Genomic DNA, 22,857 nt, shown 5'->3' with positions numbered 1-22,857 from the left:
GAAGTAGCAAACATGAAAGGAAAAGGGGCAAACCAGATAATCTGGTTTACCCCTTTGGGCTTGTCTCAACAATTAAAATGGAGGCTATCCTGGACCCTCGCGCCAGAGCTGGCCGCTGGAAGAAATTTAGTTACCCTATTCGGGAAGGCAGCTGTCAAATCACGCTATTGTCTGTGTCAGAAAGAATAGCCGTTCCAGATGAAAACCTGTGGTTCCTGGATGAGGGGCAAATGAATTACCACCCGAAGAACAGCATGCCGGCCCCGCAAACGGTGACCACGGCCCCGCTGATGGCATGGATGTAACGCTCTAACCTAAACGTCTGGAAGATGGAGAACCCGTACAGCCCTAGCAGCACCATGGCCAGCATGGTGAGCACCGTAGATACAGCAAAAACTGCAATCACGGTTCCTATTTCCAGGACTGATCTGCTGGCGCCGGAATAGAAAAGCAGGGGTACCAGCGGTTCACTGGGTCCCATGACAAAGATGGCGAAGAGGATCAGCGGGGTTACTTTGATCAGTTGCTGGGGAGACACTGTGCTGCCGTGCTGGTGCTCGTAAACATACAAATGGTCATCCCGCACATCAAAGTGCTTGTGTGGCCGGTTGGAATACGCTTTCCAGATTCCCCAGGCTAGGTAAATCAACCCAAACAACAGCAAGGCCCAGCTGGAGATATCTCCCCGAATACCCTGAAACCAGGTAAGCTTGGCTAACTGCCAACCCAAGGCAATCCCAATCATACCTATCACCACAGAGCTGAAGATATGCCCCAGTCCGCAAACAATAGTCAGGCCCACAGTCTTGTACATAGACCATTTGCGGGACCTTGAGAGCACAATGAACGGCAGGTAATGGTCTGGGCCCGAAACCGTGTGCAGAAAACTGATGGTGATGGCAGATAAAAGCAAAGCGGTCATACCTGGGTTTGTTAGCGTGGTGAGTCTACTGTAGCCGGGTCATTGGTTTTAGCAAAGGAGTAATAATCCTTACCTGTTCCTGTTCACGATGAAAGCTTTTCAGCCATTTTTCGCTCCTTATTGCCCTGTCTGCCCTATCCAACCGCATGAAGAACTGCTTCGGGCAATCTGGAGCAGAGGCCGCATTTACTTCAGGCTTTTGTTGCCATAGGCCTTGATCATCTGCGAGGGGTGCAGCACCCGTTCCTCTATCTCGGCCCTGAATCCCCCGCTCAGCAGCAACTGGTACAGCGGGGCATCATAGGCGACACAGACCTCGTTCTCATGGGTGATAAAAATGGGGACGTGCTTGTTGCCTATTTCAAAACAGAGGGTGCCTACCTCCTGCAAGCTCTGGGGGCGCAGCACCACGCAATCGCAGGGCTTTATCTTTAGCAGGATTGCCCGCTCCTCTGACAGGTATAGCAAGTCGCCGTCTTCCAGGGCGCTTCTATGGGCCTTCTCTACCAGCACGTCAATTCCGCCCCGCGTCTTCTTTTTCATTCGGGACTTGGAGGCCTCGTACCATTCTATCACAAAGAAGTCAATGGTTCGGTTACCTAAACCATGGAGGTTCTCCAGCGCCTGCGTCACGACAATGGGCTCCGTTTGCACCGCAAAAGGGACAGTCATGCTGTGTTAAACCGTTGCCAGTTTGGCTTTCTTCTCCTGCACCTTCGCCAACAGCCAGTTGCACCACTCGTCCATGCCGTCGCCTTTCAGGCTACTGATGGTCATTACCTCAATGGTGGGGTTCACCTCCCGGGCATCCTGGGTAACGGCCTCTATTGAGAACGGCACGTAAGGCAGCAGGTCGGCTTTGGAAACCACCATCAGCTCGCTGGTCAGGAACATGCGCGGGTACTTCTTGGGTTTGTCGTCCCCCTCGGTGGCCGCCAGCACCGTCACCCGGATGTCCTCGCCTAGGTCAAAGGCCGCCGGACACACCAAGTTGCCCACGTTCTCGATAAAAAGCAGATCCACGCCGGTCAGGTCAATGTGGTCCAGGGCTTGCAGGATCATCTGGGCCTCAATGTGGCACATGCCGCCCGTCACGATCTGCAGGGCGTTGATCCCTACCTCCTTCATGCGCACCGCGTCGCGGTCGGTTTCCGGGTCACCCACTAGCACGGCCATGTTCAGCTTGTCGCGCAGGCGCTTGCCCGTTTCCTGCATGAGGGTGGTCTTGCCGCTGCCCGGCGAGGAACACACGTTGATGACCAGCACCTCTGGCAGCCTATCCCTGATCGCCTTGGCCACGAAGTCATTGGCTTTCAACAGGTTCAAAGTAGTATTATCACATTGCACAGAGCCTACGGGCATTCTATTGCTTTTAGGCGTGGATGGTGTACTCATATTTGTATAGGTTAGGCCTTATGGTTCATTCTCTACGAATTCAATCCGGCTGATCTGTAATTCTTCCCCCTGCACTATGTTCTTGGAAGGAGTTCCGCAGGCACACACAAACTTATGCCGCACCACTTCAAAATCCTGGTCGCAGACCTCGCAATGGGCAATGATAGGCAGTAGCAGGACTTCCAGTTCTATGTCTGCCAGTTCGGGCTCCTCCATGATCAGCGCCTCAAAAGCGTTCTGAATCAGAATGGGTTGAATGTTGCTGAGCAGCCCTGCTTCTATCTGCACTTTCGTGATCCGGTCAAACTTGTCAGGGTAGGTTTCCTGCAGCGTTTCAAAGACATTCCGTACAATGGAGATCTCGTGCATGGTTTCACTTGCTTGGGCTTCGGCCTTATGGCGCTGCCACGGCTTCGGTCTGGGTCAATAGCTTTTCCAGGGCATCTTCTGCGGGAGTTTCAGGAGAGGCAACCGTTGGCTTGACCGCCTTGTTTGCCGGCGCTCCTTTTTTTACGCGTTTTGCCCCGGTTCGCCTTGCCGGTTTTTCAGGAACAGGCGCTGCTTCTGCGGGACTTGGCGCGGCAGCCTGCTCCATTTCCGGTTCCTCTTCCTCCAGCCCTTGCTTGTACCTTGTAAACTCCCAGCACAACCGCCCCATGGCACTCAGCCAATCGTGCAGCTTGGCGCCCTCATCTCCCATGGCCCGCAACATAACCGCGTTGGGAGCGCACTGCGTGAACCCGAAGTCAATCTGCTCATACTCTTCCACCAGAATCTCGTCCAGTTCGGCTTTCAGCTCGGCGGCAAAGGGAGACACGTAGATCAAGGTGGCCTGGTGGGTATAACCCGCGAAGAATAGCATGGATTTCATGGGTTGCCTGCCGGGCTCCAGCAACTGGTTATCCAGCAGCACGAGCTTCTTGTTGCGGTAAATTTTGGTGACCACGTGCAGCCGCGTAAATTCAAACGACTCCCCTGAATGCACCCGCCCCGAGGCAATGATGTCTCCCCAGATCAAGGTAGCGCTTTCATCCAGGTGGATTTCATTGACTGCCTTGAAATCAGACTTGGCAAAAGGCGTGATAGGGTGCGGGATAAACCGGAAGATACCGTCCTTCTTTACCTGCACATGGGTTCTTTGCACGGCTCCTTTCTCCATGGGGTGGAGCTTATTGAAGGATTGGGTGAAAAGCTTCAGATGCGCCCCTTCATGCACGTTCACCGAGATATCAATCTCGTCTCCCTCCATGATACCCGGAGTAGCACTCATAATGATGAGCTCCAGATGCTCGTGCAGGTGCCGGGCCCCGTAATGGATCACTTTGTAGGGGGCATTATAGCCGCTTTCTTTCAGTAGCGTCTGCTTCCCTTCCCGCTCCGCGTTGATCTTGATGCTACTTTTAAGCATGCGCCTCAGTTTTCTCTAGTAAAGCAAACGTCTTTATCCAGTTGATCACCTCATCCAAGCCTTCCAGCTTCATCAGGTTGGTGAAGATGAACGGACGGTCAGCCCGCATTTTCTTAGAGTCGCGTTCCATGACGCCTAAATCAGCATTGACATAGGGTGCCAGATCCGTTTTGTTGATAATAAGTAAATCAGAGCGGGTAATGCCCGGGCCACCTTTGCGCGGCATCTTGTCGCCCTCGGCCACGTCTATCACGAAGATGGTCACGTCGGCCAGGTCTGGGCTGTAGGTAGCCGACAGGTTGTCTCCGCCGCTCTCTATGAAGACGATCTCGGTGTCTGGATGGCGTTCCACCAGTTCTTCCACGGCTTCTATGTTCATAGAGGCATCTTCCCGGATAGCGGTATGCGGGCAGCCCCCGGTTTCCACGCCAATGATGCGGTCGGCGGGCAGGCTGGAATTCTTGATCAGGAAATCAGCATCTTCGCGGGTGTAGATATCATTGGTCACCACGCAAATACTGTACTCTTCGCCCATCTTGCGGGTCAGCCTTTCTATCAACGCCGTCTTGCCAGAGCCTACCGGCCCGGCCACCCCTATTCTCACATGTTTCTTTGGCATAAAGTATCTGGTTAGGTTGTTTTCTTTAGGATATGTAGAGCCTTGAATATTGCTTCTCATGCTGCATACAGCGTATCTCCTGCCCAATACAACATAGCCCCACCAAGTCTTCTTGCAGACTCTCCTGCTCCTCTACCAACTGCATGATGATGGGCTGAAGGTCGAACAGGATTTTCTGGGCATCATTCTGGCTGATGGGCACCAGCTTGGCACAATTAGTAGCGATGCTATTCAACATGTTGTAATAGAAAGCGAGCAAGGCGTCTTTTGAGGAGATGCCGTGGGCATGGGCAAACAAGCCGAAGGCGACCGGGTAGTGGCCGTGCAACGCTCCCTCCTGTATTCTGCTCAGGTAATTGCTGCAGCGCTTGACCGGGTGCAGGCCCTGGGTGAGCTTCAGGAAACGGATCGCCAACTTCTTGCTGGCCATCCTGATCTCAGAAGGCACTTTGAGCGCCGTTATCAACTCGTCCAGCTTTTGCAGTTCCCGCGCCGGCTTTTTGGCCTCTAACAGCTTCCAGGTCATCTGCAGAAAAGCAGCGTCATTATAGAAGATATTGTGCCGCAGCATGTCTTCGGCATAGGCAGTAGCCGAAGGCGTATCTTTCACGATTCCCTGGCTTACATAAGACTCCAGCCCATAAGAATGCGTGAAGCTTCCAATGGGGAACATGGAATCATTGATCTGCAGGAGGGTTAACAAGGGCTGCATGGCGGTTCTTTTATTTGATGGTTATTTTGCGGGCGTATTTGTTTTCATGCCTGCGTACCCGCAAGGCATGGGTTTTCAAGAGCTTTCGTACCTCCTGCCGCGGTTCATAGCCAGAGCGTTCCAGTAGCCGGTAGAGTGGGTTCTCAAACTCCACCAGCACCTCGGCCTCCTCATTGATGAAAATGGGGAGGTGCTGGTTCCCAATCTCAAAGCATACCGTAGCCATGTCTTTGAAAATTTTGGGTTTAAAGACAATGCACGCACAGGGTAGTATGTTGACCGCAATGGCCCGTTCCTGGTCCAGGTACAGCAGATCGCCGTCTTCCAGCGGAGTCGTGTCTTTCCGGATGCCTACTTCCTGCCCCGCCCTGGTCTTCTTCCTGAGCGTAGTCTTGCCGGTGTCAAACCAATCCAGGTCCAGGAAATCCACGGTTCTGCCGTTTGTGTCCGTGCCTGCCAGGTTACCTAGCACCTTTTCTACCAGAATCATATTGGGGTAATAGGGTTACCAAACAACTTCAGCGTGGCAAAAGCTGGCATAGCACCTTGAAAACTAGAACAGGAAGTAGCGCTGTGCCATAGGCACAATCTTCAGGGGCTCGCAGGTTAATACCACACCATCGGCGGTTACCACAAAGGTTTCGGGGTTCACCTCAATCTTGGGCGTGGCACTGTTATGGATCATGTCTTTCTTAGAGACTTTCCGGCAACCTTTCACAGGCAATACCCCTTTGGCCAGCCCTAAGCGGTTCATGTGGCCATTGTCAATGGAGATGCCGGAAACAAAGTTGAAGCCACTCTTATGGACTGCTCTCCCCCGGGCACCGTACATGGGGCGGTAGATCACGGGTTGCGGCAAGGAGATAGCACCGTTCGGATCCCCCATACGGGCACCGGCCACTATCCCGTTCTTGAAAATAAGCTCTGGTTTCACCCCAAACATGCCCGGGGTCCAGAGCACCAGGTCAGCGTATTTGCCCACCTCTACCGAGCCTACATAGTCGCCTATGCCATGGGCCCTGGCTGGATTGACCGTATACTTGGAGATATAACGCTTCACGCGGAAGTTGTCGTTATTAGTGCCTTTCTCTTCCGGAAGCGGCCCCCGCTGGATCTTCATTTTGTGGGCTGTCTGCCAGGTGCGCAGAATGGTTTCCGCAATCCGGCCCATGGCCTGGCTGTCAGATGACATGACGCTGAGCACCCCCATGTCCTGCAGGATATCCTCGGCCGCGATGGTCTGCGGACGGATCCGGGATTCGGCAAAGGCCACGTCTTCGGGAATGCTCTTGTCTAAGTGGTGCACGGCCATGAGCATGTCCAGGTGCTCATCTGCGGTGTTGACGGTATAAGGCTTGGTGGGGTTGGTGGAAGAGGGGATCACGTTGGCATACATGGCAATCTTCATGATGTCTGGTGCGTGCCCACCCCCGGCACCCTCGGTGTGGTACGAGTGAATCACCCGGCCGTTGATGGCCCTCACCGTATCTTCCAGGAAGCCTGCCTCGTTCAGTGTATCTGCGTGAAGCGTAACCTGTATGTCATACTTGTCTGCCACCTGCAGGGCTATATCAATAGCCGAGGGCGTGGAACCCCAGTCCTCATGGAGTTTCAAGCCCAGCGCACCGGCCTCCACGGGCTCGGCCGCGGCCTTGAAGGACGAGGTGTTGCCTTTGCTGGTGAAGCCGAGGTTCAAAGGGGTTGACTCAGAGGCCTCAAACATGCGCTCCAGCCACCATCTACCCGGGGTTACGGTGGTGGCCAACGTACCGTCAGAAGGACCGGTACCACCGCCAATCAGCGTGGTAACACCACTGTAAAGCGCTACTTCCAGCTGATCTGGCACAATGAAGTGGATGTGGGTATCTACGGCACCGGCTGTCACAATCATACCCGCACAGGCCTGCACTTCCGTGGCGGCACCAATGATCATGCCTTTGGTCACTCCTTCCTGGGTGTCTGGGTTACCGGCCTTGCCAATGCCCACGATCTTCCCGTTCTTAACCCCGATATCGGCTTTCACAATGCCCCAGTGGTCAATGATCATGGCATTCACCAAGACCAGATCCAGTACTTCGTCCTGGGTAGCCCTGGCCGACTGGCTCATGCCGTCACGGATGGTTTTACCGCCCCCAAACTTGTTCTCGTCTCCGTATACCGTGTAATCTTTCTCGATCTGGATGAAAAGCTCTGTATCTGCCAGCCGTACTTTATCACCCGTGGTAGGGCCAAAGATGGCGGCATAGCGGTCGCGGGGGATGTACAACTCCCCGTCTATGTATTTCACCGAAGAAGAGTCACCTCCCAATGCATCAAAGCCAAGCAAAGAAAGTCCGGCAGTAGACAGTCCCACCACCTTGATCCATTCGCGTCTGTTCCAGTTTGCCATGGTTTCTGGTTAAATAAGTAAGTGGTTTATTTCTTTTTCTTCTTAGGAGTCTTGGTATTTCCGGTAGCCGCGGCAGCGTCTTTGTAGCCTTGCTTTTTAGCATTCTCTATGGCTTTGTCCCGCACGTTCTTCTTTGACACATCTCCTTCGGCCAGGTTGTTAAACCCATGGATCAGCTTGTTGCCGCCATATTCCACCAGAAAGACTGCTTTCTTCTCACCTGGCTCAAAGCGCACGGCGGTACCTGATGGTATGTTCAGACGCATGCCAAAGGCAGCTGCCCGGTCAAAGGCAAGAGCCTTGTTGGTCTCAAAGAAATGGTAATGGGAGCCTACCTGGATAGGCCGGTCGCCGGTATTGGCCACTGTGACACGGGCTATTCTGCGCTTTTCATTCGCCTTTATATCGCCCTTTTGCAGTATGTATTCTCCTGGTTTCATATCTAGGTGGTTAAGGTGTGGTGAACATGGACTAGCGGATAGGATTGTCTACCGTGATGAGCTTCATTCCATCTGGAAAGGTCACTTCAATCTGCACAAAGGGGATCATATCAGACACGCCTTCCATTACCTGGCCTTTGTTCAGGAGCTGGGCGCCGTATTTCATGAGTTCCGCCACAGACTTCTTCCCATCACGGGCCTCCTCCATCAGAATGCCACAGATATAGGCAATGGATTCGGGGTAGTTCAGCTTCACACCTCTTTTCAACCTTTTCGTGGCGAGCTCGCCCGCCAAGTGAAGCAACAGTTTTTCAGTTTCAACTGGGGTTAAGTGCATAGTACTGGTGGTAAAAATGATGATTACAGAAACATCTGGAAGTAGGGGATCTACTCACCCTGGCACCCGTCCATCAGGCCACCGGCAAAATACACCGGTCTCTGTGCGTAGTGGAAGGGGTGGTGGCGCTAGGGGAATGGAGGATGGAGTCACTGCCTGGGGCCAACCCGTTTCCGGCGCGCGGCAGGGCAGCAGACGTACTATCAAAGAGGTAGATTCTAAGGAAAGTGGTTAATCAGGGCGCCAGGGTTGTTCTCGGCCACACGGGCCCATACCTGGTGCCAGACCATGGAACGGCTATGGTCGTCTTTCCCTTTGTTCTTGTTTAGTTGTAGCCCATCTCCACGCTCAGGGTGGTGTTGAGCAAAAACAGGCCGTAAGCTCAAGAGGCTAAAACCTATACTGAGCAGCAAAACACCGTAAAGCTTTCTGCACATACCGCAACCAGTTTTGATGTAGCAGGACTAACTCTAACCGCAGCCAATGGGACCATCTTGTGCTCTGGAACGCAGGAGGAGGCGTCCTGTAAAAGAAGATGCACTTGAAGTAGTTTCAAGGGGTAAACGCTTTCTCTGGGGGAGGGAGCCTATTTTAGGCCGAGGAAGCGTACCCTTTCCTGAGGGTCATTTCATTTGAAGGTTGCCTTCAAAGAGGAGGACTTAGAGCCTGTTGAGCCAGAAGCAGGTGCTAGCGTTGCCACCCTCGCGCTAGTGTTTTATTACTGCCTCCTGCTGAAATCTTACGCTGGTAATAATACGAAAGTTGAATCATATTTATAATTTTTTATATCTTTTTATTATAAAATCTTTTACTCTAGCTAAACTGGGTAAGCTTCCTGGTGAATGGGAGTTCTTTTTTCCTGTACTTTATTAAGTTTAGTGGGTCCTGCATCCCAAAAAGCGTTTCTCCCTTCGCTGAACCTCTCACCTATATAGGAATGGGCGACTTCAAAGCCTCTTTGCTTTTCTCTATGCCGACATCATTGGTATACGGGATTGTAGGTAATTTGTCGGCGCCGCTGCTCAATAGAAACGGGTTGAAAACGCAACTAAGCCACTCTGAAGCTCAGAAACTACAGGCTTATTACGACTACCAGAAGGCAGGGCAAACGGGATCTTGGGAAGTTATGACGAATTTGAGGGCTTTTGAGAATTTCAGCTCAGCTTAAGAAACCTAGGCCAAAGAAGTAGAGGTGCTGCAGAATGCGGTGAGCACTTCCAATGAGTTGTACAGGGCGGGCTATGCCTCTTACCTGGAGATCATCACCGCGCAAAGAAGCGTGCTGGAGGCCGAACTGAACCTGGTGAACACCCAGAAACTGGTGTTGCAGTCCACGGTGCACCTGTACCGTTCTTTAGGCGGCGGCTGGCAATAAGCGGTGCTTTTATTTTTGTGCGGCCGGCAAGGAGCCCCAATGGGTTTCCTGCCGGCCGCATTTTTATAAGGTAGCAACCATGTATTGCTGTTGGGAGGTAAGCTGCCAAACGGAATCCGAATAAACGATACTACGTCTAAGTTAGAGCTTAATGTAGTAAAGCTTATGGGCCAATTTTAGGTTGAACTACTTGCCTCTTCTAATGAGGAAGTCTATTCTTTTAAGCTTGTTGACGATTTGGGCAGAGCTTAGCTTTAGTCCTAGCGCCTTATTATTTGATGGGTCTTTAGTGATCTGGCACGCTTATTTACTAATATCTAGAGTTTTGCATTAAGTTTAAGATCCTGATTAGAAATGAACCAGGCCAATTATTTGTTTTAGTTTCTCTGCTAAAACAGAAAACCCTACCATATGGCAAAGTCACTGAGTTAAGGAAGACTTGGTACAATTAATTTGAAGTTGTATCTTTTTTTGACTTTTTAGGAGCCTTTTTCTTCTTAACCAGACTTTCAGGCGGGGTAATCAAACTTTGAGCATTAACAATGGGTAAGGAAAAGCCTTCGAATGCGGTACCCTGAGCCTTGATAATTATCATACCTCTAGCTGTTGAATACGCGGCTCCAACTAATGGAATCATAATCACAGGACTAGGTATCGCTTCTTCAGAGTCATTGAAGTGTATCAAATACTCTTCAAAGTTTTCAATAAAGTAAGTGAACCCAATATGGAAAGTTGCTTCTGCGCCAGCTGGCTCATTAGCTTGGTTAACACCTTGTCCGGTGACTTCAATCTCTACTTTGATTCCTTTTTCTTCAACATTAAAAGTATGACGTGTAATTACTTTGCTATTAAATGAAACAACAGTATTATCGCGATTATCAGTAGGTTTTAAATTCTTTATGCTGAATTCTATAAAGGAGGCTTCGGTCAAGATTACTTTTGAGAAATCGATGATCGGTCTTGTTGCAGTTGTCATACTAAGCTGCTGAATATAGTTCTGAGTACTCTAAAGAAGTACCCGCTTCAATTATGTCCTTATAATTGTTTGACCGGTAATACTCCTCTTCATGTACGGGAGTTTTGATTAGAGGCTTCCTGTTAACCTTAGGGGTATGTTCAACCTCTATGATGCTCTTTTCACCATGAATGTAGCTTTCCCATGCTTTAAGAGTCTTTTTGGGCACTTTATCGCATTGTAGGGCTAAGATATAAGAAAGAGCCCCTTCATTAACAAGCAAGCGAAGCAGTAACTGATGAGAAGGCTTTGGCAACTTTCCAGCTTCATAGTGTCTATATTGGTTGATACCTAATCCTAAAAGGGTAGACATTCTCCTGAGGCTTAGCCCAAGTTTTTCTCGAGCTGCCTTCAACTGTTGAGCTGTAGGTACTTTATAGCGTTCTCGCCATAAAGAGTGAAGAGTATCAACAAATTTATCATCCATTTCACCTGTCGTAAACCTCTTTTTGCTGTCAACACACACTAAGGTTTCAACATCCATTTCAAAAGTCTCTCCTTTGAAAGGTACTGATTGGCGTTCGGTAATAATTTCTACCTTCCCGCCTGTATATGGGCTTTTCATATTGTTGCTTTTTGTGACCGTAGCTTTGGGTACTGGATAGGGGATTCCGCCGGGTGAAATGAGATACACACTACGTTAGAGTCAGGACTTCCTAATTGAACCTTGATGTAATATTCAAGCTTCTTTTTCTTTTTGAATTGTGATTGGATAACAAGACCAAATATCCATAGATTTCCTTGGCTTGGGATATTTTGATTGTCTGCTTTTGGCCCTTCAGAATAATTCGCGACCGTTAGACTCTGAATAAATTTAATTCTGTCTTGCCCCGTATAGCCCCAATCGCGCAACTCTGCAAGTGCTAGTCGGTTTTTCAACCTATCATCTTCAAAGAAGACATTGTCACGAAATCCAATTTTAAAGTGTAGCTCTTTTAGAAATTCTTCTACCTCCTCTAGAAATGGCATCCTTGTTTGTTCAGTTCCCAAAACTATCACCTCTTAACTTTGAATGCAACTAAAAAGTTGCATTCCTTTAAAGAACCTAGTGCAACTCCCTATAATAACTCTCTGCATAATAGATGTATTAATGCCACTATTCTCCCTCTCTCTAAAATAGAGTCTTATTTTCAGTTTGCCAAATTGGCACTTATGTACAAACTTCAACCTTATTTAAAACATCACAGAGCTAAATGAACATCAGGTTGAGACGCTGTACCCGAAGAGACAGGCACGTTCTTATGAAGAAGGGAGACTCCTCAGTTTTCTGTAATTTTTTTGTAAAGAAGCTAAATCCAAGTCCACCTAAAAGGGAATGGATACAGGAATTTTAGAGAACTACGGAATGTCAACCTAACTTCTAAGAAGCATTAAGATATGATTCTTAGAAAATGTCACCTTTTTAGTCACCTGTAAAACGAAAAAACCCTTGCAAGTTTTAGCTTACAAGGGTTTATCTTACTTTAGGTAGCGGGAACAGGACTCGAACCTGTGACCTTTGGGTTATGAGCCCAACGAGCTACCAACTGCTCCATCCCGCACTGTTTGTAATACAAATGTAGGGGCTTTTTCTATACGCTCCAAACGCCAAGGGAAAGTTTTTGCAAAAAAAGGCTAAAAACGGCCCGTAATCCCGAAATGGATCTTGCCCCTGGATAAGCTAAAGGCCTCTTGCGAAGTCCTTCCTACGGAGTAAACTAGCTGAAACACACCGGCTCCCGTTGAAAAGCTGATGCCGCCGCCCACGCCGCTGGGCCACTGAATATTTTTTTCGCTTTTTAGGTCCCGGCGCAGGTAGCCCTGGTCATATAAGAGCAAAACATACGAATCCTGGCCGGTGTACAGCCGGTACTCCAGGGTACTGATGGCGTATGAAGAGGCATAAAACGCATAATCATCAAAACCCCGCAGAGAAGCCAGGCCTCCCAGCCGGAACAGTTCGTTCAGGTACAGCCGCTCGTTGATCAGAGCCTCTGCCCGCAGGCGCGTCAGCACCACCCCATTTTTAGAGACAGGCCAATACCGCTCTACCCTTCCTGACAGAGAAGCCTGCGAGGTCTTCATCTGGAGCGTATCATAGTAACTGGCCTCTACCCGCGCGTTACGCTGCACGCGCTTGTTGCCTACCGCGCCTTGTAGAAAGGCTTGGCTGCCCCGGCGCGGAAAATACAGGTCATCTAAGTTGCCCCAGGCATAGGCCACCCCATAAGAGGTGAAGTTGGCATCAATGGCCGAGGAATCTGACCGGCGCTGCCGCAATGCCTCCGGCGAGAGCAATTGGGTGCTCACCACCTCGGCAAAAAAGGTGACCCGGCTGGTGGTAGACAAGGGGTACCCGATTTCCAGGCGGGGCCGAAGGTTCAGGAAAGACGTGTCCTGTTTGTAGAGATGGAAAAGCCCGGCCACCTCAAACGGCGATTTCAGGAAGTGCGGGTGCCGGTATTCTACATCCAGAAGCTGCGAATTGCGTTCCACCTTGCGCCAGTGCAGGCCAATCTGCTTGCCGCTGCCCCGCAGGTTGCGCACCTGCAGGTTCACCTCGCCGGTGATCAGCAGCTTAGCCTTGGTGGAGCTTGGATCAGGCAGAAACCCGATGATGCCGTCAAACTGGTTCGCCTTTTTCTCGTCCAGGAAGAAATACACGCGGGCCTGGTTTTTGGCGAAGAGCACCTGGGGTTCGCCCGTGATGCGCACAAACGGCAATTGCCGCAACGCCCGCATGGCGGCCTCTATCCGTTGCAAGGAATACGGCTGTCCGGGCGCCAGTTGGGTATAGCGGTACAGCGTTTTCAGCTGCATACGACTACTCCCGATGATCTGCACGGAGTCAATCACCATCAAAGGACCACGCACCACCCGCAACACCCCGCTGAGGGAATCCTGGTACAGGCGCAGACTGTCCAGGTGCACGGCGGCATAAGGGAAACCACTGTTCTCGGCCTCCCGCAACAAGGACTCCTGCAATTGCGCGAATTCGGCGGGCCGGAACGGTTGGCCACTATAGAGTTTCTCCCGGAAGCCCACTTTCTCCAGCAAGCCTTCGCCCACGTTGCCATTCCTAAGCGATGCCCAGTTATACGGCCGGCCCACGTACACCTGCAGCCACACAGAATCACGGCGCTGGCGCAGGCTGTCAATAGAGGCGGTGAGGTAGCCTTCTTCCTGCACCCGGGCTAGCCAGCTACGCAGGTGCTGCTGCAGCCCCACCGAGTCACGGGAAGAGAATTTGGGTTGAAGGCGCTGCCAGATCTTGACCGCCTCAGGGTCAGGAGAGGAGACCTGCACCACCAATTTGCGGTCTTGCGCCTGCCCAGGGCCACACCAAAGCAGCAAGCCCAGGAACAGCCCCAGAATTGCGTATCTTTGCCACTCAACCTTTTGGTACAGACGGGAACTAGACCTGCTCTTCATTGTTTCTAAAGGTACGGGGCAGGCGGCAAATGTTGGCCACGGCCCTTTCATTTACCTCTAACGCTTTCCATAGCCCTATTATATTTTGGCCGGAATCTATCTTCATATCCCATTCTGCAAACAAGCCTGTCACTACTGCGATTTCCATTTCAGTACGTCTATGGGCCTCAAAGAGCAGGTGCTCCGGGCCATGCACCAGGAACTGGCCCTGCAAAAAGACTACCTGGGCGGCGAGACCATCAACACCATTTACTTTGGAGGCGGCACGCCGTCTATCTTATCGGTGGCGGAATTGAACGGTCTTTTAGAGGCCATTTACGCAAAACACCCGGTAAACCCGGCTGCAGAGATCACCCTGGAAGCCAACCCAGACGACCTTACCCTGGAGAAGCTGCAGGCCCTGCGCCAGACCCGCATCAACCGCCTCAGCATTGGGGTGCAGTCGTTCCATGACCCGCATCTGCAGCTCATGAACCGCCCGCATACGGCCACAGAGGCCGCGGCCTGCATTCAGATGGCGCAGGAGCTGGGCTTTGACAACATCTCCCTAGACCTGATCTACGGCATTCCGGCCGAGGACGCAGCGCTGTGGGAGCAGGATTTAGCCAAGGCCTTCGCCCTGAACGTGCAACACCTTTCCTGCTACGCGCTCACCATTGAACCCAACACTGTCTTCGGGAACCGGCTGAAGAAGGGCCAGTTCACACCTGCCGAGGAGGAGCGCGTGGCCCAGCAGTTTGAGTTGCTCATGAGCCAGGCCAAAGCCCACGGCTTCCTGCACTATGAGATCTCCAACTTCTGCCAGCCCGGTTTTGAGAGCAAGCACAACAGCAGCTACTGGAAACAGGTGCCGTACCTGGGCCTAGGCCCCAGCGCGCATTCCTTCAACGGAGTGAGCCGCCAGTTCAACATCGCCCACAACCCCAAATACGTGCAGGCGCTGGCCGCGGGGCAACTGCCGTGCACCGTAGAAGAACTTACCGTGGAAGACCGGGTGAACGAGTACGTGATGACCACCCTGCGCACCAGCTGGGGCTGTGACACGGCCTACATCCAGGAGAAATGGGGCGTAGACCTGGTCACCCTGCACGCACCTTACCTTCAAAAAATAGAAGCCCAGGGGTTGCTGCGAAAAGAGCAAAGGATTTTGGTTCTCACAGAGGCCGGTAAGCTGCTCGCCGATGAAATTGCCCTGGACCTGTTCTTACTGAAGGAAGAAGTGTAGCCCCCGCGTTTACGCCCCCTTTTATCAGAATCAGGCAATAAACTGTTTTCAGGAGAGAATCACTTATCCACCGCACAACTTACGGACAGAAACACACCTATGGGCGGCTCAGGTGGCGTAATAACCAAGACACCCGTAGAAGAAGAAAAGGGCAAGCCCGTAAAAAAGCATGGGTTCTGCCTTTCCTTTACCCCATGGTTTGGAGTTGCGCTGAAAAACCAGGTTATTGCCAGTGTAATGCCCTTTGTGCGCCCTCTGCTTCAGGTCCTGTTTTGCGCCTGTTTCAAGGAAAACGGGCCGTAAAGAAGCAACCGTTTCCGCAGAAAAACGGTACAGAAACAGATGCCACACCTTCTTCCACGTCAGACCAACCTACGCGTATACCTTATTCTTTCAGCTTAACCTTTTTCAATTACCTCTCCCATGAAAAAACGTACCCTTACCTTTAGAGCAATGACCTTGCTCCTGTTCAGTTTTTTGGCGGTGTCTTGCGGTGACGACGATGATGACACTCCCCGCCCCAATGAACTGGAGTACAACAATGCCAAGTATGGCCTGAACCAGGCGTTTACGGTAGACTTTGGCCCCTTCGGCTTTGTGCGAAACTCGAACACCCATTATTTCAAGGCTTTTGCGCTGGTAGATACTGTGGGCCCCACCGTGCAACCTAAAGTAACCCTAGAGCTTTACCTCCTCTCCGCCGGCACTGCCTCGTTCAAAGCGGGCACCTTTGCCTACGGCGACCTGAGCAAGGTGACCAGCGACACAGAGGCCGAAGCCAAATTCAAAACCCAAAACGTCTTTGTAGAATCGTCCTTCTACATTGACGCCAACGGCGACGGCGACACCGAAGACAACGAAGAGGAGTTCATGATCACCGGCGGCACCATCAGGGTATCAGGCGCAGAGCCCAACTACACCATTGACTGTGATCTTCAGCTGGAGAACAACAAAGGCGTGAAAGCCTTTTATGCCGGTGAGGTTGCCGCTATTCCGATAGACCTCGATGACGATGACGACGTGAAAACGAACCTGCGCAAGGCACCGTCCACCGCTCCGTTTCACTTCAAAAAACCTGGGTCGTTGAGAGTTAACTAACGGGTGCCCCTTCTGGCAGAAATCCGCCGGAAACGCTTTTCCAGATATCCTCTGTTTTAGGGCTACTTTCGTAAAAGATGCCCTGAAACAGAGGATATCTTTTTTTAACCATCTGCCGCGCCCCGTTAAGGTATTCCTAAACAATTCGCCTGTGCCCGTGGTATTTGTCATAGTTCCAGATCGCCAATGAAGAAATTTATGTACTTCCTGCTTTCCTTTCTTGCCACGGCCACCATTGGCGGCCTCCTTTTTCTGGCGCTGGCCCCGCAGTTTGGGGCGGCCGCCCAGGGCCAGAGTCTTGACCGCATCCAGAAATCAAAGCACTACCGCGACGGCAAGTTCCAGAATATCTCTCCCACTCCCATGATGGACGAGGCCCCGTTCCTGGACAAGGTGAAGATCTTTGCCAAGTTCATTGGCGGCACCGAAGGCGCCACGCCGGCCCAGCTCTTGCCCATGGCGCCTTTGAAGAAAGAAGATTTTGCCGGAACGCCGGCCAAGGGAATCACCGTCACCTGGTTCGGGCATTCAGCGGTATTGCTGGAAGTAAACGGGAAACGCATCTTCGCCGATCCTATGCTGGGGCAGCGGGCCTCGCCGGTTTCCTTTATCGGGAGCAAGCGCTTTAATGAAAAGCTTCCCCTGGCCATAGAAGATTTGCCGCCGCTAGACATCGTGCTGCTCTCGCATGACCACTATGACCACCTGGACCGCGGCACCATTCTGAAGCTGAAAGAAAAAACCGCCCGCTTTGTGGTACCGTTGGGGGTGGCTGCGCACCTGCAACGCTGGGGCGTAGACGCCGGCAAGATCACCGAGCTGGACTGGTGGGAAACCACCGAGATAGAGGGCCTGTTCCTGGCTTCCACCCCCGCCCGCCACTTCTCGGGCCGCGGCCTCACCGACCGGGACGAGACCCTGTGGTGTTCCTGGGTGGTGAAAAGCGGGGAGAGCTCGGTCTACTTCGGCGGCGACTCTGGGTATGACATGCATTTCAAGGAAATAGGCAAGAAATACGGTCCCTTTGACCTCACCTTGCTGGAGTGCGGCCAGTACAACGAAGCCTGGCGCTACATTCACATGATGCCCGAGCAAACCGCCCAGGCCCACCTGGACCTGAAAGGGAAAGTGCTCATGTCCACCCACTGGGGCGCTTTCTCGCTGGCGCTGCACCACTGGAAAGACCCTATTGAACGCCTCTCCAAAGCCGCACGGCAGCACAACATCCAACTGGCCACGCCGCTCATTGGGCAACGCTGGAGCCTTCAGGAGAATTTACCGCAGACCCCATGGTGGAAAGGGCTGGAGTAAACCCTGTTTAGGGGTCAGGTTCCGTTTTCAGAGGGTTTTCCCTGCCTGAGCAGGAGCGCGTTTGTTTAGGGCTGCTTTATGAAAAACGGCCTCTAAATGCATCTTCTGGGAAACCAACCACTACTGACGATGGAACCACTCACCCACCCCAGCCCTGCCAGTGCTGCCCGGCAGAAAAAGTCATTCTTCTCCGTTGGGTTTGCCCTCCTGCTTTTGGCCCTCCTCGGCGGAGCCATGTTCCTTTTCAAAACTACTTCACCGCAGCCTGCCACCCTTGATAGCACCACCTCTGTTGCACCAGCCACTGCCGGGCCTGAGATAACGGCACCAAGAGCAACAGACCTGCCGAATACTGCCCCATCCGGGCAAGTCATGGGTACCACGGCTGATCTGGCGAGCCATCCTATGTTCGCGCCGTTGCAACAGCAACTGCCAGATTCCATGCCGCTCATTTTTAGGCCGGAGAAATGGGAAGGAAAGCTTAAATAGCCCGCGTTCAGAGAGAAAGTTGGCCAGGAGCGGAAGGCTGGGAAGCAGGTTTTCCTGGCAGGGGGCTTTGAAACAAAAGGGGTTCTCCTCATCTTTACCGGCACCACTTTTCACCCTGCCAACTTTCTTTCTATGCGTCTTTCTGCCTTGCTCAGGTTACCGGCTTTTGTGGCCGTCCTTCTCTGGACCATCGGCTGTGTCCCCCAAAAAAGCGTTTCTGTTGCACCCCAAGACAAGCAGGTGGCCTATATGGGCCGAGTAGGGAAACCATCGCAGGAGACGGCTGAACTGTACTGGTCGGGTACCTCGGTGAAGCTGAATTTTGAGGGAACGGGAGTAAAGGCGCGCCTGAAAGACAGCAGCGGCAAAAGCTACTACAACGTGATCATTGACGGCGACAGCCTCTCTATCTTGCAACCAGACACTACCTCCAAACTGTACACACTGGCCACTAGGCTGGCCCCGGGCAAGCATACGGTAGAGCTGTTCAAGCGCACCGAGTGGGACAAAGGTACCACCACGTTTTATGGCTTTGAATTGGAAAACGGGGGCAAAACGCTCCCCGCGGCCGCTCCCAAAACCAGAAGGATGGAGTTTTACGGCAACTCCATCACGGCCGGCTATGCCGTGGAAGATTACTCGGGCAAAGACTCCTGGGCCGGCACCAACACGAACCACTACGTGAGTTACGCCGCCCTGGCCGCCCGCTTCTTTGACGCCGACTATACCTGTGTCTGCAAGAGCGGCATAGGCGTCACGATTAGTTGGGAGCCGCTTATCATGCCGGAGCTGTATGACCGCCTCAACCCCTCAGACCCCAGCAGCAAATGGGACTTCGCCCAGCAGAAGCAGCCTGACGTGGTGGTGATCAACCTCTTCCAGAACGATTCCTGGCTTGTGAACCAGCCCAACCACGCCCAGTTCAAGCGCCGGTTTGGCACCACCAAACCCTCTGAGGAGTTCCTGATCACCGCCTACCAGAACTTCGTGAAAAGCATTAGAGCCAAATACCCCCACGCCCATATTGTGGCCATGCTGGGCAACATGGACATCACCCGCGCCGGCTCGCCGTGGCCGGGTTACGTGGAGAAAGCCGTGGCCGGCCTCCAGGACCAGAAGGTGTACACCCTGTTCGCGCCTTACAAAGACACCCCGGGCCACCCGCGGGTAGAAGAGCAGCAGGCGCTGGCCAACCAACTCATCCAGTTTCTCCAGAAAAAGATCAACTGGTAAAACCGCGGGAGAAAGGGTAGTTGCAGCAGCGCCCGGAAAGGCTTTTCTGCTTGGTACAGGAGCAGTTTGGATAGGAAGAAGTGAGAAACGCAAGGCCGGTAAAACTCTATTTTTCACCTACTTTTGCCAAAACAGCCGCTTATCGCATTTCTCTTCGCCCCCAATAGCGGCCCCTTTTCCCATGACTGAGACGTTCCATCAAGACAAGACTTTTGACCAGATCAGCTACGCTGACAAAACCGTGGCGGGCCGCGAGTTTGAGAACTGTACCTTCACGCACTGTGACTTCTCCAACTCCAACTTCTCCCAGAACAGCTTCACGGACTGTAAGTTTGAGGACTGCAATTTGAGCATGGTGCAGCTAAGCTACTCCAAGCTGCAGGATGTCTCCTTTGTGAACTGTAAGCTGGTGGGCGTAGACTTCAGTCACTGCCATGATTTCCTGTTCTCGGTTCGGTTCAAAGGCTGCTCCCTTGATTACACCTACTTCGGGAAAAAGAACCTGAAAAAGACGCTGTTTGAGACCTGCAGCATCAAAGAAGCCAACTTCACGGACGCGGACCTCACCGAGGCCTCTTTCCAGTCCTGTGACCTGGACCGCACCGTGTTCCAGCGCACCAACCTGGAGAAAGCCGATTTCAGGACGGCCCATAACTACACCCTGGACCCCGAGCTGAACCGCGTGAAGAAAGCCAAGTTCTCGCCGCAAGGGGCACTGGGTCTGCTGGCGAAATATAACCTGGTAATCAAGTAAGGCCGTCTGATCAGCGGAAGAAGTAAAGCCGGTCTACTGTAGCCACCATGGCATTGGCCACTACTCACAGACCCTTACCTACTTCCTGGTGCTAAAGTAAAAGTGGTGTTGCTTCCTGTTTTCCCTTATTTTAGCCAAAACAGGTCTAAAACGTTGTCTATGCTGTCTGCCGCCTCCCTCACCTTCAAGCACCGCACGTACCAGTTCAACCCGCTGCAACCGCTGGATATCTCGCTGCCCCTGGCGCCGGGCCCAGAAAACGTAAACTGCTTCTGGGCCGAACCGGTACAGGTAGAAACCATCACGGTAGGCAGTTTTGTGGGCAGCGTGGCCCTGGGCGGCTCCACCAATTACCAGCGCGTGCACCTCACGCCCCATGGCAACGGCACCCACACCGAGTGCTACGGCCACATCTCACCCGATCCTGCCGCCACGCTGGATCAATGCCTGGACCGGTTCCTGTTCGTGGCTCAGGTGGTCTCGGTGACGCCCCGCGTGCAGGAGAACGGTGATGCGGTCGTCATGGCGGAGGAGGTGCAGGCGCAGTTAGACCCGCAGTTCCTGCCCGAAGCCCTGGTGGTACGCACCCTGCCTAACGGAGGGGAGAAGCGCACCGCCCAGTATTCCGGCACCAACCCCACCTACCTGGAACCTTCGCTCGCGCAGTACCTGGCCCAGCACGGGATAGAGCACCTGCTCCTGGACTTGCCCTCCGTGGACCGTGAGGAAGACGGCGGGGCTTTGCTCGCGCACCATGCGTTTTGGCAGTATCCGTTTAAAACCCGCACCCACGCCACCATTACTGAACTCATTTTTGTGCCCGATGCCGTGGAAGATGGATGGTATCTGTTGAACCTGCAGGTGACCAGTTTAGTCCTGGATGCCAGCCCTAGTAAGCCGGTGTTGTATGCCCTTACGCCTGTTTCTTCTGGGGTTGACTCATCTGTTTCTTTTGCAGAGGCGCCGCATTGATGGAATTGCTGTAGTTGGGGTGCAGGCCTTACCCCAAGGCATGCCTTACGCCGGTGCATGCCTTTTGCCATAGCTGGCGTAGTGGCTGCTGCCTGCGAGGCCCTTATGCTTGGTCTTTTCATCGCCACCCTCCGTGCGCTCACGGCCGCGAGGCCCCGTCTTCCCCTCTCGCACTGCCCTTTCGGCCTGAGGCGTCTATTGCTCTTGGTAAACGTTCATCTAGGGCCAAAAGCGAGGCGCGCTCGGGAAAGACTGGAACAAGGGAAAGTTATCAAAGGTGAAGGTGATGAGCCCTCTGTAGAGACAACGGCACCGCCTTGTCTCCCGCGCATTTCCTTCTATTGCTCTTTCCCATTCAATTGTTGTCTCTTACCCATTGCTATCCGCTGTCCTGCGCATTTATTTGGCGTCTCCCACGCATTCCCCATACTCCCCTTTGAAGGGGGCAAAGGGGGATGTTTACATATTCCGGTTACCCCCTTCCCTTGGCTGTTTCCTCCCCAAAACCGTCTGCTCAAAAGACCTCGTAGTGTCTGCAAGACCTGCGAGTGTCTGTGCCACAGCCGTTCCCTTCCCGTTTTCTCAAAAACACCCGCTAAATCCAAAGATCATCCAGGCAATACATCTTTGGTGGCGTAGAGGGGCAGCTTTCTTGCCAGGTGTTTAGAGCTACTTTTCTGCAAAACGGCCCTAAAACAAAGAAGGCTGCCTTGTGGGGCAGCCTTCTTTAAGGATTTTGATCGGCGGAAGCCGAGGGGGCGCTTAGGCAGATACTTCGTCTGAAGGAGAAGTGGTCACCTGAGCAGCATCTACTTCGCGGGGAAGAACAGATACGAAAGAACGGTTCTTCACGCCTTTTTTGAAAGATACAACACCATCAGTCAGGGCGAACAGAGTATGGTCTTTGCCAATACCTACGTTAGCACCTGGGTGGTGGGCTGTACCGCGCTGGCGCACGATGATGTTACCAGCGTTGATGGCTTGGCCACCGAAGATTTTTACGCCTAGGCGTTTGGAATGTGATTCGCGGCCGTTGTTAGAACTACCGACACCTTTTTTGTGAGCCATTTCTAGTCTATTTTAATCCCGGGAAAAACTCCAGGAATAGGTTCTACAATAATTACTACTTACCTCAAAAATTAACCAATGGTGTTGATCAACACTTTGGTGTACTGTTGGCGGTGACCGTTTTTCTTCTTGTAGCCTTTTCTTCTTTTCTTCTTGAAGACGATCACCTTGTCGGCTTTGGCGTGTCCCTGGATAGTGCCAGTCACCTTGATGTTGTCAAGGAACGGAGCACCTACAGATAAAGTACCGTTGTCATCAGTTAAAAGAACATTGGCGAACTCTACGGCGTCACCCTCATTGCCGGAAAGCTTGTTAGTGTAGAAGAACTTACCGCTCTCTACTTTCGTCTGGACCCCAGCGATTTCTACAATTGCGTACATCAGCTTACGATATTTTTTAAAAAATTGAACCGCAAAGGTACCACCAGTCCACCTAATATCCAAATAGCCCGGCGTTATTTTGACCTGCAATTTACCGGTACCTGATTGGTTTCAAAGCAGTTGCGAGTTATCCCCTGACATGTGGATAACTATGGTGGACAACCTAAACACGCAATGAGGCTCAGGCAGTTACGCGTGGATAAAGACAAAAACAGAGAAGGCCACCCAGAAAAGGCGGCTGAGACGGGGTAAAATAACCGGGCCAGCAAGGGAGGCTGGCCGGTGAAAACATAGATGAAAATAA

The 22,857-nt window shown here is 52.3% G+C and carries 25 protein-coding genes and 1 tRNA gene; 8 read left to right on the top strand and 18 right to left on the bottom strand.

Annotated features, from left to right (window positions below):
* Positions 1-235: 235 nt before the first annotated feature.
* From FOE74_RS18115 to ureA, 11 genes are all read right to left on the bottom strand, one after another.
* On the bottom strand, positions 236-922 hold the full coding sequence (locus FOE74_RS18115; RefSeq protein WP_149100049.1) for a hypothetical protein: 687 nt from the start codon (positions 920-922) through the stop codon (positions 236-238).
* A 186-nt stretch (positions 923-1,108) separates the two neighbouring features.
* Entirely contained in the window at positions 1,109-1,594 is a 486-nt protein-coding gene (locus FOE74_RS18110; RefSeq protein ID WP_149100048.1) for an urease accessory protein UreE, read from the bottom strand.
* Positions 1,595-1,600: 6 nt separating this feature from the next.
* Positions 1,601-2,317, bottom strand: a complete 717-nt coding sequence (hypB, locus tag FOE74_RS18105; RefSeq protein WP_149100047.1) for a hydrogenase nickel incorporation protein HypB — start codon at positions 2,315-2,317, stop codon at positions 1,601-1,603.
* A gap of 18 nt (positions 2,318-2,335) precedes the next feature.
* Positions 2,336-2,686 (bottom strand): hydrogenase maturation nickel metallochaperone HypA/HybF, encoded by a 351-nt coding sequence (locus FOE74_RS18100; RefSeq protein ID WP_149100046.1) that lies wholly within the window; start codon positions 2,684-2,686, stop codon positions 2,336-2,338.
* A gap of 25 nt (positions 2,687-2,711) precedes the next feature.
* Complete coding sequence (locus FOE74_RS18095; protein ID WP_149100045.1) at positions 2,712-3,725, bottom strand: urease accessory protein UreD; 1,014 nt, start codon at positions 3,723-3,725, stop codon at positions 2,712-2,714.
* Positions 3,718-4,344, bottom strand: coding sequence for an urease accessory protein UreG (gene ureG / locus FOE74_RS18090; protein ID WP_149100044.1), 627 nt, complete (start codon positions 4,342-4,344; stop codon positions 3,718-3,720). Before ureG ends, FOE74_RS18095 begins: the two co-directional genes overlap by 8 nt.
* 25 nt (positions 4,345-4,369) lie before the next feature.
* A complete protein-coding gene (locus tag FOE74_RS18085) occupies positions 4,370-5,056 on the bottom strand; it encodes an urease accessory protein UreF (RefSeq protein WP_149100043.1) in 687 nt (228 codons plus the stop codon).
* 10 nt (positions 5,057-5,066) lie between these two features.
* Complete coding sequence (locus tag FOE74_RS18080) at positions 5,067-5,546, bottom strand: urease accessory protein UreE (RefSeq protein ID WP_149100042.1); 480 nt, start codon at positions 5,544-5,546, stop codon at positions 5,067-5,069.
* A 63-nt stretch (positions 5,547-5,609) separates the two neighbouring features.
* Entirely contained in the window at positions 5,610-7,445 is a 1,836-nt protein-coding gene (gene ureC / locus FOE74_RS18075; protein ID WP_149100041.1) for an urease subunit alpha, read from the bottom strand.
* Between the two features lie 26 nt (positions 7,446-7,471).
* A complete protein-coding gene (gene ureB, locus FOE74_RS18070; protein WP_149100040.1) occupies positions 7,472-7,885 on the bottom strand; it encodes an urease subunit beta in 414 nt (137 codons plus the stop codon).
* A 31-nt stretch (positions 7,886-7,916) separates the two neighbouring features.
* Positions 7,917-8,222, bottom strand: a complete 306-nt coding sequence (gene ureA / locus FOE74_RS18065) for an urease subunit gamma (protein ID WP_149100039.1) — start codon at positions 8,220-8,222, stop codon at positions 7,917-7,919.
* 1,192 nt (positions 8,223-9,414) lie between these two features.
* Between ureA and FOE74_RS18060 the strand changes: the two genes are divergently transcribed.
* A complete protein-coding gene (locus tag FOE74_RS18060) occupies positions 9,415-9,597 on the top strand; it encodes a hypothetical protein (protein ID WP_149100038.1) in 183 nt (60 codons plus the stop codon).
* A 448-nt stretch (positions 9,598-10,045) separates the two neighbouring features.
* Here FOE74_RS18060 and FOE74_RS18055 read toward each other — a convergent pair whose 3' ends face one another.
* The 5 genes from FOE74_RS18055 to FOE74_RS18035 all read right to left on the bottom strand — a co-directional run bounded on the left by FOE74_RS18055 (position 10,046) and on the right by FOE74_RS18035 (position 14,023).
* Entirely contained in the window at positions 10,046-10,573 is a 528-nt protein-coding gene (locus tag FOE74_RS18055) for a hypothetical protein (protein WP_149100037.1), read from the bottom strand.
* Between the two features lies 1 nt (position 10,574).
* Complete coding sequence (locus FOE74_RS18050; protein ID WP_149100036.1) at positions 10,575-11,177, bottom strand: type II toxin-antitoxin system MqsA family antitoxin; 603 nt, start codon at positions 11,175-11,177, stop codon at positions 10,575-10,577.
* On the bottom strand, positions 11,174-11,602 hold the full coding sequence (locus tag FOE74_RS18045) for a toxin (RefSeq protein WP_149100035.1): 429 nt from the start codon (positions 11,600-11,602) through the stop codon (positions 11,174-11,176). Before FOE74_RS18045 ends, FOE74_RS18050 begins: the two co-directional genes overlap by 4 nt.
* Positions 11,603-12,080: 478 nt before the next feature.
* Positions 12,081-12,153: transfer RNA gene (locus FOE74_RS18040), tRNA-Met, on the bottom strand.
* A gap of 73 nt (positions 12,154-12,226) precedes the next feature.
* On the bottom strand, positions 12,227-14,023 hold the full coding sequence (locus tag FOE74_RS18035; protein ID WP_188686957.1) for a BamA/OMP85 family outer membrane protein: 1,797 nt from the start codon (positions 14,021-14,023) through the stop codon (positions 12,227-12,229).
* An 85-nt stretch (positions 14,024-14,108) separates the two neighbouring features.
* Here FOE74_RS18035 and hemW point away from each other — a divergent pair, with 85 nt between their 5' ends.
* The 7 genes from hemW to FOE74_RS18000 all read left to right on the top strand — a co-directional run bounded on the left by hemW (position 14,109) and on the right by FOE74_RS18000 (position 21,105).
* Positions 14,109-15,248, top strand: a complete 1,140-nt coding sequence (gene hemW / locus FOE74_RS18030) for a radical SAM family heme chaperone HemW (protein WP_149100033.1) — start codon at positions 14,109-14,111, stop codon at positions 15,246-15,248.
* Positions 15,249-15,671: 423 nt separating this feature from the next.
* Positions 15,672-16,346 carry a hypothetical protein gene (locus FOE74_RS18025; protein ID WP_149100032.1) on the top strand — a complete coding sequence of 225 codons (675 nt, stop codon included), beginning with the start codon at positions 15,672-15,674 and terminating at the stop codon, positions 16,344-16,346.
* A gap of 186 nt (positions 16,347-16,532) precedes the next feature.
* Positions 16,533-17,657 (top strand): MBL fold metallo-hydrolase, encoded by a 1,125-nt coding sequence (locus FOE74_RS18020; protein ID WP_225840877.1) that lies wholly within the window; start codon positions 16,533-16,535, stop codon positions 17,655-17,657.
* A 129-nt stretch (positions 17,658-17,786) separates the two neighbouring features.
* Entirely contained in the window at positions 17,787-18,146 is a 360-nt protein-coding gene (locus FOE74_RS18015; RefSeq protein ID WP_149100031.1) for a hypothetical protein, read from the top strand.
* Positions 18,147-18,278: 132 nt separating this feature from the next.
* The gene (locus FOE74_RS18010) at positions 18,279-19,379 is read left to right on the top strand and encodes an SGNH/GDSL hydrolase family protein (RefSeq protein WP_149100030.1); all 1,101 of its coding nucleotides are present in this window, start codon (positions 18,279-18,281) and stop codon (positions 19,377-19,379) included.
* Positions 19,380-19,560: 181 nt separating this feature from the next.
* A complete protein-coding gene (locus FOE74_RS18005) occupies positions 19,561-20,133 on the top strand; it encodes a pentapeptide repeat-containing protein (protein WP_149100029.1) in 573 nt (190 codons plus the stop codon).
* Positions 20,134-20,292: 159 nt separating this feature from the next.
* Entirely contained in the window at positions 20,293-21,105 is an 813-nt protein-coding gene (locus FOE74_RS18000; RefSeq protein WP_149100028.1) for a cyclase family protein, read from the top strand.
* A 762-nt stretch (positions 21,106-21,867) separates the two neighbouring features.
* On the opposite strand, the gene rpmA is transcribed toward FOE74_RS18000, so the two are convergent.
* Together rpmA and rplU are read right to left on the bottom strand one after the other, a co-directional pair.
* A complete protein-coding gene (gene rpmA, locus FOE74_RS17995; RefSeq protein ID WP_149100027.1) occupies positions 21,868-22,173 on the bottom strand; it encodes a 50S ribosomal protein L27 in 306 nt (101 codons plus the stop codon).
* Between the two features lie 71 nt (positions 22,174-22,244).
* Complete coding sequence (rplU, locus tag FOE74_RS17990; protein ID WP_149100026.1) at positions 22,245-22,553, bottom strand: 50S ribosomal protein L21; 309 nt, start codon at positions 22,551-22,553, stop codon at positions 22,245-22,247.
* Positions 22,554-22,857 lie beyond the last annotated feature (304 nt).

Origin of the sequence: Rufibacter glacialis (assembly GCF_008271745.1) — a bacterium.
Lineage (GTDB): Bacteria > Bacteroidota > Bacteroidia > Cytophagales > Hymenobacteraceae > Nibribacter > Nibribacter glacialis.
The sequence above is the reverse complement of the archived record's forward strand: the minus strand, read 5'-3'. Positions and strand labels throughout refer to the sequence as shown.